The sequence below is a fragment of the Streptococcus mitis genome (genome assembly GCF_946190325.1).
GTDB classification, from domain to species: Bacteria; Bacillota; Bacilli; order Lactobacillales; family Streptococcaceae; genus Streptococcus; species Streptococcus mitis_CF.
The window spans coordinates 1-14,330 of sequence record NZ_CAMHZR010000004.1; the positions used below are offsets into that span (position 1 = coordinate 1).

At 35.9% G+C, this 14,330-nt stretch carries 9 protein-coding genes and 2 pseudogenes; 1 reads left to right on the plus strand and 10 read right to left on the minus strand.

What is annotated here, in order from left to right; all coding sequences use genetic code 11:
- Nucleotides 1-158 precede the first annotated feature (158 nt).
- The 9 genes and pseudogenes from N8M95_RS06195 to N8M95_RS06235 all read right to left on the minus strand — a co-directional run.
- Nucleotides 159-488 carry a DUF4176 domain-containing protein gene (locus N8M95_RS06195; RefSeq protein WP_049486988.1) on the minus strand — a complete coding sequence of 110 codons (330 nt, stop codon included), beginning with the start codon at nt 486-488 and terminating at the stop codon, nt 159-161.
- An 11-nt stretch (nt 489-499) separates the two neighbouring features.
- Entirely contained in the window at nt 500-4,876 is a 4,377-nt protein-coding gene (essC, locus tag N8M95_RS06200; protein ID WP_261116810.1) for a type VII secretion protein EssC, read from the minus strand.
- A gap of 9 nt (nt 4,877-4,885) precedes the next feature.
- The gene (gene essB, locus N8M95_RS06205) at nt 4,886-6,040 is read right to left on the minus strand and encodes a type VII secretion protein EssB (protein WP_042750269.1); all 1,155 of its coding nucleotides are present in this window, start codon (nt 6,038-6,040) and stop codon (nt 4,886-4,888) included.
- Between the two features lie 14 nt (nt 6,041-6,054).
- Nucleotides 6,055-6,297: a type VII secretion protein gene (locus N8M95_RS06210; protein WP_042750271.1), complete on the minus strand. Its 243-nt coding sequence runs from the start codon at nt 6,295-6,297 to the stop codon at nt 6,055-6,057.
- 123 nt (nt 6,298-6,420) lie between these two features.
- Nucleotides 6,421-6,882, minus strand: coding sequence for a type VII secretion protein EssA (gene essA / locus N8M95_RS06215; RefSeq protein WP_004261567.1), 462 nt, complete (start codon nt 6,880-6,882; stop codon nt 6,421-6,423).
- Nucleotide 6,883: 1 nt separating this feature from the next.
- Nucleotides 6,884-10,123: a type VII secretion protein EsaA gene (gene esaA, locus N8M95_RS06220; protein ID WP_261116811.1), complete on the minus strand. Its 3,240-nt coding sequence runs from the start codon at nt 10,121-10,123 to the stop codon at nt 6,884-6,886.
- A 62-nt stretch (nt 10,124-10,185) separates the two neighbouring features.
- Nucleotides 10,186-10,482 carry a WXG100 family type VII secretion target gene (locus tag N8M95_RS06225; RefSeq protein ID WP_004261570.1) on the minus strand — a complete coding sequence of 99 codons (297 nt, stop codon included), beginning with the start codon at nt 10,480-10,482 and terminating at the stop codon, nt 10,186-10,188.
- Nucleotides 10,483-10,794: 312 nt separating this feature from the next.
- Nucleotides 10,795-11,451, minus strand: a complete 657-nt coding sequence (locus N8M95_RS06230; protein WP_042750276.1) for a CBS domain-containing protein — start codon at nt 11,449-11,451, stop codon at nt 10,795-10,797.
- 360 nt (nt 11,452-11,811) lie between these two features.
- Nucleotides 11,812-12,270, minus strand: a pseudogene (locus N8M95_RS06235) (ABC transporter ATP-binding protein); the annotation flags it as partial.
- On the opposite strand from N8M95_RS06235, the pseudogene N8M95_RS06240 reads away from it, so the two are divergent.
- Nucleotides 12,262-12,441 (plus strand): annotated as a pseudogene (locus N8M95_RS06240) (IS3 family transposase); the annotation flags it as partial. The pseudogenes N8M95_RS06235 and N8M95_RS06240 overlap by 9 nt on opposite strands.
- Before the next feature lie 47 nt (nt 12,442-12,488).
- On the opposite strand, the gene N8M95_RS06245 reads toward N8M95_RS06240, so the two are convergent.
- Nucleotides 12,489-13,916, minus strand: coding sequence for a cytosine permease (locus N8M95_RS06245; RefSeq protein WP_125448113.1), 1,428 nt, complete (start codon nt 13,914-13,916; stop codon nt 12,489-12,491).
- Between the last annotated feature and the right edge of the window lie 414 nt (nt 13,917-14,330).

Sequence of the window (14,330 nt, forward strand, 5' to 3'; positions counted from 1 at the left end):
TGTTGGATTTCCCCTACAGACTTCTTGGCCGTACGAAGACGTTCCAATTTTTCATCGATGGAAGTAATCCGTGATTGGGCAGAGGAGATGCTGGCGGAGTAGGCATTCACTCTACCTTGAAGATAATAGATTTGATCATAGTCTATTTGCCCCATGTATTAGCCTCCTAGTTCATTTACTTCATTCAACTCAGCAACATTCCCTTTAGGAATATCTGTTGTAGAGACAACCGAAGCAATATGTTCTAACATAAGCTCATTATCATCATCGCTATAGCCCTCTTGAACAACCTTAAAAACATCTTCATGATTAAAGTAGATAAGGCTATCTCCTACCATTCCTTCTGGATAGAGACAGGCTCCGTAATCAAAACGGTAGAGATCTCCTTTGACGGGTGCTGCAATCACACGAGCAATGATGAGCATCTTTTTAGTACTTCCCTTTAAAACAATAACACTGCCTAGTGGTAATAATTTAGTATCTGACATAAATAACCTCTCTAAATTTCTAATAATTGAACGGATTCATAATGATCTGGATAAAGAATATAACCCTGGTTCGGTTTCAGTGCCGGCTCATTTGTGATGTAAGGATAGCGAGTATGATCTTGATCACTGATACGTACACCGAGAAAGACTTGTTCTACTAGCTGATTAACTAGTTTGACAAAATTATCGTAATTGTTCGCTACTAGATCTTGGTAGGCACCTATAAAGAGCAAGGTTACTCCATACTGAGCTCCTTCACTAAGGAGTTGCTTGAAGTCCAGTTCACTCACTCCAGCCGCCATAGCCGTCGCAGCAATATCAGGTATCAAAATTAACCATTTTGGATAGTCCTGACTTGGAGACGCAACCCGTTTCTTAAAGTCTTCTAATATCGTCTTCATGACATTATCAACCTCTAAAGAAGTATCAAATCGTTGAATACCATCAAAGAACTGATTGTTAATACGCTGACTAGGATCTAAAATAACAGTATTATACACTCCTGATAAACGGTTTAGGTGATATTCTAGTAATTTATAGTAATTCGTTACAAAAGCAGGACTGTCTGAGGCTATAAGAATAGGTCGTTTAAAACTAAAGGATGCTGGAACAACGGCTTCTCTTTCGAGCCCCAAGATAAAGTCTTGACTGCTTTCTAAGATTTCTGACATCACCTCTTTGGTTACCTTTTCTGGTAACATTGGGATACCTGCAGGAAGTGGGCCATCGTATGCCACAGCCATTGCTTCTTGTTCTGCACGAACTTCCTTTATGTAATCCGTATAATGTTCACTGCTGTATGGCAACATCACTTGGAATTGGACAATATCATCCAATTTAGCTATGGCACGGCCTTTAATTTCATCGAGTGGAATATTTGAACGTCCTAATACACCTGATAAGTCACTGGTATCAAATAAGAAGAGAGAAATCTTGGTCTTAAAGTTCGATTGTAGCTGTAGACGCATCGCATTGAGACGAGAAAGTGTCACAACCAGATAGATTCCTAGAGAGGCACCATCTCGAGAAATGACATTTAAAGTATCATAAAAGGCATCGACAAATGGGGCATCCATTACACTATCAAAACCATCTATCTCTATGAAAATAGTTGGAAAACTCTCATCTGACAACTGATTGTATTGCCTTAGATTTGTGGCTCTTGCTTGCGAAAGAGCATGTTTCCGAGTTTTTATCTCTCTATTCAAGAATCGAAGAGATTTCATGATTTTCTCAGTTTCATCCAAGGTGAAATAATCTGCAACATGAGGAAAATCAGAAATAGAGATTAAGCCACTGGTACCAAAATCATAGAGGTAGAAATGGACCTGCTCTGGTGTGTGCTTACGAATCACATCCATCGCAAAGTTCTGTAGAAAAGTGGACTTACCGAATCCCGGACTAGAAACCAACAAAATATGGCCTCTTTGTTCCATATTGAAGTAAAGGGGAGATTGTTCCTGTCTTTCTGGAATATCTTGATAACCAATTAAAATAGGTTGCAATGCCTCTGAACGTCCCCAATAATCCTTGTAGTTAGTCGATTGTGTATCTTTAGCATATATCTTCTCTTCAAGTGGTGGCAACCAAGGACTGGCTACCTGATGAATACGAAGACCATCAAAGACTTCACGGGCTTTTTCTACAATGGCGTCTAATTCTGTTGGAACAGCCTTTGCTTCTTTTTTATTGACTAAACCACTCAAATCTTTATTAATGGCATTGTATTGACCATTACTTGTAATCTCATACACAGTTGTGTTTTTTTGAACATGATTTCGTCCTTCTGGATTATAATCCGCACCTGACCAAGCGCTTTGGAATAACTCATAGATTTCATTGTTTCCGACTTGAAGATAGGCTCTACCTGTCTGGGTAATTTCTGCGGCATCAGGTGTTTTGATTACTTCTCTAGAATCTGCAGCATCCTGTACTTTAAGAGCTATTTTAAACTTAGAGTTCGACCAAATTTGATCGTTGACAACCCCACTAGGTTTTTGGGTTGCTAAAATTAATTTAACCCCCAATGATCGACCAATACGAGCTGTAGAGACTAATTCATCCATGAAATCAGGTTGATTCGCCTTCAACTCTGCAAACTCATCACTAATGATTAATAGATGTGGTAATGGTTCTTTGACCTTCCCTTCCTTGAAGAGTTTCATATACTGGTTGATATGATTAACATCATTTTCTGCAAAAATACGCTGACGCTTCTTAAGTTCAGCTTTGATAGATACCAGAGCTCGATTGGCCTGGTTGCCATCCAAGTTTGTAATCGTACCAACAACATGAGGTAGGTCTGCAAAGAGATTAGCCATCCCTCCACCTTTATAGTCAATCAAGAGGAAAGCAACCTCATACGGATGGTAGTTCACAGCTAAAGATAGAATGTAGGACTGAATAAGCTCAGACTTCCCTGACCCCGTAGTACCAGCAATCAATCCATGAGGCCCATGCGCCTTCTCATGGATGTTTAGATAAAGAATATCATCTCTACCTCGAACTCCTAGAGGAACAGCCATTGTTTGGAAAGTTTCATTGTCTTGCCATCGTTTTAAAAGTTCTAGTTCCTCTACCTTATTGACTCCATACATCTCTAGGAAGGTAATACTATTCGGAATCGAATTACGCAAAGTTTGAACATGATGAATACCCGCAAGATTTCTCGCAAAATTTTCCTTTTCCGATAAACTTACAGGAGGAAGAGGCGTAATTTCTTTATTTGTATAATTGCCATCCTGAAGTAATACTGTACCTTTTTTATCTCCTCGATAGTCAACAACTGTCTTAACGTGTTCTGGTAGACTCTCAAGTACTTCTTCTACGAATACATAATGAATTCCTAAATGGGATAAATCTTCATTGATGTACTCCATAATGTTGTGATCCAACATCAGACTTAAATCTGTAAGAAAGAGAATATAATGAGGGCTGTATTGCTTTTCTTTCCCTTTATCCTGCTCACTATCTAACTTTCTATCTTTAATAACTTGATAGAGCGACGTTAATAGTTGATCTCGAGTACGTTGATTGTAAACAAAACCACGGCTATTTAGTGCTTTTATTTTCGTATGAGGTAACCATCGGCTCCAATTCCATAACTCAAACTCTTCCTCTCGGAAAATTGGAATAAACTGTAAATCATGGTAACTTTGGAAAGTCGCTAATTGCATCATCATCTGTTGAACTTGTTCAATCACTATTTGCCGTGTTCCGATATAGCCCGTAGGATTTGTTAATGTATGTGTAATAGGTACCTGCTTAGTCACACGATAGTAGGAAAGTAGTTCTTGAATTTTTTGGTTAGCAGCTACATTATATTTTGTTAATTCAGAATCTGAATACTCAATAGAAAAACTAGAATTAACTTCACCCAAACCCAAACGATAAGACAGAAAATCAAAATGATAAAGTGTCTTTTCGTAAATACGTCTATCCGTTTTTTCTACCATTTCTAAAATCTGATCCATGCCAGGGAAATGATACACCAAAGCCTTAACTTGTTCTTTACGTAAGTTAGCTAATTGTGAATACTTGGTTTCCAAGTATTTCATATACTCAACAATTTTCTGTTCTTGAAGTTCCTTATGTGATTTTTTATCAGAAAAATAAGTATGAATGGAAGTCCCAATAGTAATGACAGACATCCCCATCATCATGAACATCATGCCACCACTACGTGTGAAGTAAATCGTTAGTATCGTAAAGACAATCATCGCCAAAGGGGTAATAATCAATCTTAGTAACGATTGTTTGTTGCCTTCATCATCTGTTGGTGCCGAAGCAATCGTTACTGTATCCTCGGGTTCTCTCAGAATAATCCGTGGAGAGCGATGAAATTCTTTTGAACGATCCTCGACCATTACTTCAGAAAAAGGCAGTAAGCTCGTCTCAATAGAAAATAGTGAATGAATCGATAAGATTTGTTTTTGAACGGATAAAGCTAGACCTTGTTCAAAAACAAGTTGGTCCATATCTTGAATATTTTGCGTCCCTTTTCTTCTTTCACCATTAAGATAATATGGACTAGCACTATAAATCGTCTTATTTGTCCCATCAAAGCTCAAAATGATTTCTATAGGAAAATCAACTAAGCGAATAGTCGCTTCTTTCTTATCTGATAAATATAGTATTTTTTCGGGAAGAAGGTAATACTCGGTGTTTTTAATAATCAATAAGGATACACTTATATCTTCAGCTATGGAAACCAAATGATCCCCATAAGAATAAGTCTCTCCGAGCAGTTCAACTCCCGTTTCCTTGACTTCCAACACCACATTTTCAAGAATAGGAAGATAGATATTAGAAGCTATAGAAGGCCCCAGTTGATAGGTATTCCCTGTATAGAGTGGATAAACATTGTCTTCAAAAAATAAATAATTCATAGACCACTCCTATCTTGACTCTGTTGAAGTTGAAGTCGTATTCGACTTATTCGTCTCTGGTGTTAGGTAGTTTTTCTTCAATTCTTCCAATTTACTCTTATAATTGTTTAGTTGCTCAGTACGTTGTTCAGATGTGAGGTTAGGGTTTCTCTGAACTTCATCAACCTTTTTGGTAAGACCATACATCAATAATTGTGGGTCATCTAAGTAACTTGCAATATCTATAGCTTCATCAACTTTCGACTGCCCAATTAAAACCCAGTAACGAAGATAGTCTGTACTTGATTGAGTTGATATTTTGGATAGCTCTGTCTTTTGCGTTTCTGTTAAAGGCTCTGTTTTAATGACGGAATAAGCCACCATATAAGCATCATCTTGACTAAGTGATTTAGAATCTGTATTTTTAACAGTAGATACAACCGAAGAATAATCTTGGTTTACAAAAGCCAAACGTAAACCTGAAATCATTTGTTGATTAGGCATAGCGAACAATGCAAAGTAAAACACTCCAACAATTGATAGCACTCCAATAAATGATGCAATAATGGTAGTCCACTTCAACCGCGAAACAAGTTTATTAGGAACACGTGAAAATTTTTCTTTATTTTGTTCCTTTTCTTCTAAGTATTTTTCTAGTAGTAAGGCTAAGATTTCATCCAAATTTTCAGACTTCATGATGGTCTCACAAAACAGTTTTCCTTTATAAAATGGCGACTGTCCCTCCACTAATTTTTCATAACTTACCTTTTTATCTAATAGAGATACTATCATAGCTTTAAAGTTAACTGTAAACGCCTCTAGCTTCAATGCATCATAGGGAGGCACTTGCCCTTTAACACCACGAAAAATGAATAGAGGGTTCCCATTTCGTGAAAACACTAAATTACTAGGTGATAATTCATAAGTATAAATTGAATCCTTCAGCGAGTTAAATAATTGACCAACATTGATCAGATGACGTAATTTTTCTTCCTCAATCATCGTAGTCAGCTTATCCCAAGAATAATATTCATCAGTCAATAGACTTTCAATCGTTAGTTTACCTTCTTCCTCAATAACATTTTGATTCACAAAATAAGGTTGTATTGCTGTTAATAAAGCATAAGCTATTTCACGATTTCCCTTGATATCTCCAACTACTAATTCAATTTTTTGAACTTCCATACCTGACTCCCTTACTATATTCTTTCCAGGTTTAATAAAACTCCGTCTTTCACTAATACTAGACTGCTCGTACTAGCAAGAATTTCTCCTGACTGTTGATTTCTTACACTTGGATTCATTACCTTAATTCCAATACCATAAGCATCTGAGACGATTTGTATCAATTCTTTAATCGTTAACTCAGTAGGGACCCTTAAATCTAATATTTTAGATAAAAAAGGCGAACAATCCAGACTAATATTAATGTACTCTTCCATATAAAACTCCTAAATCTATTATGCTATGCCTATTATATCACGCAAAACATGAATATTAAAGAACTTTCTATTTATAAAAAGAGATACATTTTGTATCTCCCTTTATGTATTTTTCTATCGACTTTATTGTTTAGCTATATGTAACTTTTTATAAAAGAGCGAGTAAATTGTGACAATCATCCCTAGTATAAACAATAAAATTGCAGTCCAAGAAACAGGAGACTTTACATTTTTAAGTGAAACAGTCTTTTTATCACTGTGGTTGATTTGAATCTGATTGGTAAATAAAGCAGACTGATACTCATTAACGATATTCTCCGATTCCACTTTAGTGCTAAATAAGTTTGTTTTAACTAATTGATACTTTTCTTTATCCAATTTTTTAGTTGTATCAATCAATTTATATGTCTCAGGATGAAATAACTTTGTCAAATTACTCTCCTGTTCAAAGTACTGAATCTCTGTTTTCTTGGTATTCTTATCTAAAGACGTATCTATTTGCAAAGATCCATCGTTTGCAAAAGCAACACTACCTTTTGTAAAAATTGAAAACAATAGAAAGATAAAGACAATATTTTTTTTCATATTACTTGCTATCCTTAACTTGGCGATACAAGAAAATATTTACAAGTCCCAAAGCAATTGTTAGAACAACAATTACCATTACTGACTGAACAACTCCGTTTTGCTGATTAATGAATAATCTCACTACACCTTCAAGATATGTTAACGGAGAAAGAGTTGTTAAAATAGGAGCTGGATTCACATAATATTCATCAAATAATTGAGTTGCTGAAATGATATAAAGCAGTAATAGACTTATGCTTATCAAAAATCCAAGACTTTTTAGTTTATCAAGAAGGATATTCAGACTATATGTCATCATTAGACTCACCAAGACAAGAAGCATTACAAACCAGCTCAATTGACCTACAGAGAAAGCAAGTTTAACTCCAGAAACAATCGCAATTATAGAACCAACAGCTACTGAAATCACACTTAGGAAGAACATTGGTCCAGAAGAATTTCTCCATGACAAACGGTCCTTCAAACTGATTAATCTTTGCAATTCTTCTTTATCTGCATGTTGGAAAAGATAGGCAACAACCAAGCTAACAAGATAGCTGATTAAGATAACAAGGAGTCCTGATCTCTCATCTTGACGATTCGTCTGTGACGGTCTATTGGTCGCAGCTGATACAACATTCCCAATTTTAGAAGCATCAACAGGATTTGACAAATATTCATAGACTGCATCATTTTTCGTATTACCCGTTCTAGTATTGCTCAAAACAGTAGAAAAGTTTTTAAGGAATTCTTCGTTTGAACCATATTCACTAGACATGATATTTTTCAATTCAGAAACGCGTGCACTTAATGATTTTCCGTCTTTTTCCAATGTATTAACATCATTCGTCAACTGAGTCATAGTAGCTTGTATCGTCTCAGAAACAGCTTGGTTTGCTTTTGTATTGTCCATCAAGGTTTTACTAGCTGAAATCAGTGTACCTAGGTCCCTGTTCATATCCATACTAACATTAACCATACTAGTATTATCTACTTTTTCTGTTGCAACAAAACTAGGTTTACCTTTAATCGTTGTATCCACTAATTTGGTCTGTTCAATTAACTGTCTTAACTGAGTTATTAGATCATTGGTTGTTGTTCTCAGCTGTTCGATGTTAGATGTTAATTTCTCAGCATTGGCTAATCGTGACTGAATATCCGTCAATTTTTTATCAGAAATCTTCAAATCTGATTTTAGAGCTTCTACTGTAGTTGCTTTGATTAGATTGGTCACAATGGTCTTGAGGTCATCATTATTTGCTAAGGTAGCAAGAGAACCTTCTGCTGGAACAAACGTAGTGTCTGTGTACGTATTTTTAGATAAATCTAAGCCGTAATACGCAGTAACAAGTCCTGATAACTGTAGATACGCCTCAACATCTTTATAAACCGCTTGAGTTAGCTTGGTAGGATTGTACTCCCAGTTAGAAATAATGTCTTGCATCTCATAATGACGATTCAAAACTTTTTTTTCTGTTTGATTTATCTTAGTAGTCGTGATGGTCTTCGTAATTGTAATAATTTCTGTTGGTTTCTGCACATCAGGCGTAGAGGAACCTGAAGCTACAGAAGTAGCTGGACTAACAGGCGCAGCATGAACTGTCTCATTCTCTATTTTATCTTTTTCTACATAAGGGGCATCTTCCTTTATAACTTTTACATCTTCTGTCGTATCTAATTGATACTTAACAAGCACAGGTGACAAGACATTGAGATCATTTTCATTCTTGATTCCTAGTGTGTATGAAATAGTCATACCTGGAGATACTTCACCAGGGAAAGATACCTGATAACTACCTCCTCCAAGATCAGAAAATCCAAAATTTGATTCTTTAAGATAGTATCCGCTTGGTACTGTTATCTTTAATTTTGAAATTTTTCCTTCAAACGAAGGTAAAGTTAGCTCACGTTTTGTTGTGCTCTTAGACTTAATGTCATTCTTTAACTGAGAGAATTCTTCATTTTCAAGTGTTGTAGATTGCAAAGTTGGCAAATCTTTCCCTATCTTCTTACTATACCACCGTATAAAAGCACTAATATTTTTCAAATGTTGTTTATCAGTATCTGACAAAGAGAAATTATTTATAGTTGTATCATCGTAGTATACACTTGGCCATTTACTAGTAATTTGATTTTGCATACTAGTATTTAACGACTTGATATAACTTCCAAGAGTTTTATTAGCTCCATCTACCGCTGATGGGTTTTTAGCCAAGGAAGACTCTACTGCTTCTCTAATCTTTGTATCATAATTTGATAAGGTATCATCAATTTCCTTATTATTCTTCTTCAAACTTTCTAGAAGTTTTGCGATATCTTTGTTATAGGAAGAAGCCTTATCAGTGGTTTCTTTCCAAATAGCTGGCTCTGAAAAATTATTATTAAATTGAGTGTTTATAGCAGCCAATTGAGATAATTGTTTCTCAACTGATAATTTGGAAAAGTCTTTATCATAGTTGGACAAAGCCTGTTCTCTAGTATTCAAGGAATTATCCCATTTTTTTTGTTGCTTATCTATTCCATTTATTGTTTCCTCATATGTCTTATTAACAGAATCAATTGATTTAAAGGCATCATTTGTATTTAACAGGGTCTTGTTAAATGACGAATACGATGATAAGAGATTATTCGGTGATGAACCCAACCCATTAAACTGTTGACCATATTGAGCAAGAGGATCCACTAACTTATTATTAAAAGAAGTCAGTGACTCATGTTCATTTGTAACTACATCTGCAACCTGGCCTTGTGCTGTTTTCAAATTCCCGATAATACTAGTGAAATAAATATTAATCAAATCCTTATTAAAGAGCTCTTTGAAAGCTACTACAGCTTGTTCAGCCTGTTTGACAGTCAGTTGGTCACTTGATTGAATTTGATATTGAAACTTCGCCTGAACAGGGGAAGTTGATTCGATTGCTAAAGCTTCTTCTGAAAATTTACTTGGCAAGACTATCATCAACTGATAAGTCTCATTTTTTAGACCGCTTTCAGCGATTGACCTAGAAACAACTTCCACTTTGTAATTATTTTTAGCTATGAACGAATTTACTAAAGTATTCGCAATGTTAATCGGTTGTCCATTATATACCTTACCCGTATCTTCATTAACAATAGCTACTTTAATAGGGGCTTGTTGCACCGAGGAATCTGAGTTCGTTCGGCTGATAGGTGTTGGTTTTACAATTGCAAAGAAGGATACTATCATTGTCACAAATAACAGTAGCATCCCTAAGCTAAATAAAACTTTCTTTCTCACATTTTCTCCTTAATTAAATATAGTAAAAAAGTTGAGGATTTCTCCTCAACCTCAACTTTAGATTATTGAAGACCAAAGTTTCTAGATAAGTCTTGGTCATTTTGTTGCATCGCTTGAGCAGTCTTATCAAGTTGTGTATTGATTTGTTGCATTAAATCAGCAAAGTTTTCAACCTTTGGTTTCAATTCAGAGAATTGTTGATCAAAGCCTTGGAACGCAGCACCTTCCCATTCCGAACGCAAGGTATCTTGCAAGCGTTGAAGATTGCTCAAAATAACTCTGATATCGTTTGCAGCTTTTCCATATTCACGTGCACGTGATTGGAGGGTTTCTGGAGATACACGAATTTGTCCTGACATATTTTTACTCCTATGTTTTTTGTTTTATTATAACATTATTTCATATATGAATCAAGGATTTTTGGAAAAAAATTTATAGTATTAATCCATAATTAAAGTCATATAGAATACAATAAATAGTTACTTATAAAATACAGCATAATTTTTTCGATTTATTACTTCTGTCAATATTTAGAAAATTTAAAAATCTTTAAATTTTAAATTACCTTTACTCTAAATCAAAAGGTAATATTTCAGATTTTCATTCATTTCTTTCCATCTTTTGCTCTAATCCCTTATTACACGTAAAAAGAAGCCTTTCGGCTTCCTTTCTTACAAGACTTTTGCTGAAGTACGAGTAATTTCTTCTACTTGAATATTCTCTGATTCAAATTTTTCTTTCAAGGCTGGTAAATCAATTGATCCATCGATTTGAACTTCTATAATCACCTTACCATCTTTACGCGGAATATTGACTGTATGCGAGATATTCAACTTTTCTTCTACAATCAAAGAAATAATTTTTCCAAGAACGCCAATTTCGTTTTCCGTAACAAAGCGCACACGAATTCCTTCCTCACCATAACCAGCAATTTCAAGAAAGGCTTGGAAAACATCACGGTCCGTAATAACCCCATAGACTTGATGGTTATCTACTACAGGAAGAATACCAATCTTATTTTTCAACATCAGATAAGTTGCATCCTCTAGACTCGCATAGCCTGAAACAGTGACAACTTCGCGAATCATCACATCTTTTACTTTTGTCTTATTTAGAAGATAGTTCATCTCATAGATAGAAAGACTGGTTGCTTTGGATGGACTAGCTTGCGCAATGGTTCCTTCAGTTACCAAACCAACTAATTGATCATTTTCGATAACAGGCAAGCGATGCAACCCTTGCTCTCTCATCAAATCTGCTGCATGAGATACTGTTGTATCTGGACTAATATACACTACCTTACGGGTCATAAAATCTTTAACTGCCATGAGACTTCTCCTTTTCTGTTCTTATCCCTATTATACAATCTTTTTGTAAATCTATCAAACGCTTACATTTCTTTTTCAAAATTCAGAAAAGTATGAATAAGCTAGCAAAAAGAGCTCTGAAATCGAGCTCTGTGAATGAAGAGTAGGTGTACGCTTCATTCGATTTTTTCAATTATTTGAAATTCATATTTCAAAGTAGATGCAGATTTGTTTGCAATCTAAATATGCCAACTAAAATAATCTACTGGATAAGATAATTGCCTCGCAATCTTCATCCGCCGACTAAAAAGGTCCCCCGGACTATAATGATGATTACTTCGTAATCTTTATCTGCAACCTAAACTAGTCTCCCAGACTAGTTTAGCCACCTAGATATGCTTTTCTTACTTCTTCTGATGAGGCGAGTTCTTTGCCCGTTCCTGATAGGACGATTTTCCCTGTTTCCAATACATATCCTCGGTCAGAGATTGCGAGTGCTTTATTGGCATTTTGTTCAATCAAGAGGACGGTTGTTCCTTGTTTCTGGATATCTTGAATGATATCAAAAATCTCTTGGATAAAGATTGGTGCAAGTCCCATTGATGGTTCATCTAAAAGAAGAAGTTTTGGTGTTGACATAAGAGCGCATCCCATGGCAAGCATTTGTTGTTCCCCCTCTGAAAGAGTGGCTGCATCCTAGTTCTTCCGTTCTTCAAGACGTGGGAAACTTGAGAAAACCTTCTTCAAGTTAGCTTGATTTTCTTCATGGTTTTTCTTTAAGAAAGCTCCCATTTCAAGGTTTTCCATAACAGTCAAGCCAGGAAAGACGTGGCTTCCTTCTTCGGCATTTTGAAATCGGAAATATTTTATGGCTATAAGAAGACGTTTACGTCTCTTAAGCAATTAGAACAAGCTATTGTAGACTACATTGATTACTACAATAATAAACGAATTAATGTAAAACTAAAAGGACTTAGTCCTGTGCAATACAGAACTAAATCCTTTCAATAATTATTTTTCCAACTTTTTGGGGTAGTACACAACGTTCTCTCTTAAACTTAAATCTTAACGGAATCTTTATCCTTGAGCATATAGCGTTTTAAACGAGTTAAGCTAGCTAACCAGTACAATAGACCTCCAAAAATTGCAGTGAAGCCACTACCAGTTGTGAGCAGGAACATAGGACTCTGGATGTGCTTTGTTACAGGGTTATAAACAAATAGTACCGCAACTAACAAGGAAATGATTACACAAGATAATCCTACCAGATTAAAGCCATTTGTAAACTCATAAGCTTTATGTCCCTCAAGGAAATAGGCTGAACGCAAATCGAGTTTTCGTTTTCTCAAGATAAAGTAGTCGACAACGATCATTCCGATAATGGGTCCTTGAATATAGGCGGCTAGGGAGATGAAAGAGCCGAAATACTCTTCTACTCCTCCCCAGATGGTGAGTAGGCTCACGTATACCATGGCAATCCAAACCATTAGTTTATAGCTTACTTTGGGCATCCCACTTTTTACAATCATACAGTTCACGTATGATCCTGTCCCTTGGGTTCCAATATTTGCAAAGGCTACTAGTAGTAAACTTAAAAGGGCAAAGGTAGGTGTGCTTAGAGTTGATAGCATGGTTGTTGGATCACTTTCATAAACACCTGTTTTGACAAACATGGCTAGAGCCATGACTCCACCTGTCGCAGCAAAGAATGGAGCAACAACCCCATATGACAAGGCTGTAGCCCAATAGCCACTGCGTTCTGATTTTGCCAAACGTGGTAAGACAAAGGCTTGTGTAGACCAAGAAAAGGCTACGGCCACATTTCCTTCCCCTGACATCATAAAACGTTCAATCGGTGTCAAATTTTCTTGGATGGCAGGTTGGACATTCATAATATCGCTAATCGGAACCGCAACAAAACAGATTCCAACGATGATTAGCCCAACAAATAACAAGGCAACCACCAGAAAGCGATTAGTACCTTTAATCACATCTGGACCCCCAAGAGCAATCAGCGTTCCAAGGAGAACACAGAGGGTGCCTAGAATCGGTGCCCATACTCCCTTGTCTAAACCAAGCCCAAAATTATTTGCCAAATGAATCATGGAGCTGGCAAAAAGATCAGCGGTAACGGCGTACCAACCAAAATTCGCCAGACTAATCACGGTTGATAGAATGGCCACCCCTTTTTTACCTAGAACGGCTCTCAACCAAATCCATAAATCAATTCCATATTTAACAGCAAACAAAATAGGGAGACATTCAATAAAGACCCAGATAATGTTAAAACTAAAAATATTAATCAACATTTGATTAAAGGTTAAATATTGAGCCACATAGGCTCCTTGGGTATAACACCAGGTTGCGATGGCAAAACCACTTGTCGATAGGAAGAGATCCCAGAAAGAATACTGACGATCCTTGTTGGTCATGGGAACGATTCCCGTTATGGTCTCCTGTTGAATGAAGTCATTCATCTTGGACATTTTATTGAATACCTCCTGTCATGGCTAAGATAATCAGAATATGATTGACTATCATATCAATTACTTATGTAAAATAAACTTTTAAGAAAGGGGAGATAAATACACATAGATTAAGGCTTTCATTTTTATAGTCATTTTTTAGTTTCTCCTACAACTAATTGTTCAAGTTCAATACCAATTCTTATTTTGTCATTCCTCCGACTAAAAATTAATTTTAGTTGACCATACTGCCCACTATAATGGTACCAAATACAGAGAAACTTTCCTAATGGATTTACTTAAAATAATCCTCACAAAAGAGTGATAGTATGATGTTCCAAACACCTGAGCTAGATAGCTGTATTTCGTTTTCACGTTTGGAATTTCTTCTACAGAAATTTCAAATACCTGTTCAGCCTATTCTACCGTATCAAT

Coding starts and splice junctions, on each gene's coding strand:
- N8M95_RS06225 (WP_004261570.1), bottom strand. CDS start 10,482: ATGTCAGGACAAATTCGTGTATCTCCAGAAACCCTCCAATCACGTGCA.
- essB (WP_042750269.1), bottom strand. CDS start 6,040: ATGGAAGTTCAAAAAATTGAATTAGTAGTTGGAGATATCAAGGGAAAT.
- N8M95_RS06210 (WP_042750271.1), bottom strand. CDS start 6,297: ATGGAAGAGTACATTAATATTAGTCTGGATTGTTCGCCTTTTTTATCT.
- essA (WP_004261567.1), bottom strand. CDS start 6,882: ATGAAAAAAAATATTGTCTTTATCTTTCTATTGTTTTCAATTTTTACA.
- essC (WP_261116810.1), bottom strand. CDS start 4,876: ATGAATTATTTATTTTTTGAAGACAATGTTTATCCACTCTATACAGGG.
- N8M95_RS06195 (WP_049486988.1), bottom strand. CDS start 488: ATGTCAGATACTAAATTATTACCACTAGGCAGTGTTATTGTTTTAAAG.
- N8M95_RS06230 (WP_042750276.1), bottom strand. CDS start 11,451: ATGGCAGTTAAAGATTTTATGACCCGTAAGGTAGTGTATATTAGTCCA.
- N8M95_RS06245 (WP_125448113.1), bottom strand. CDS start 13,916: ATGTCCAAGATGAATGACTTCATTCAACAGGAGACCATAACGGGAATC.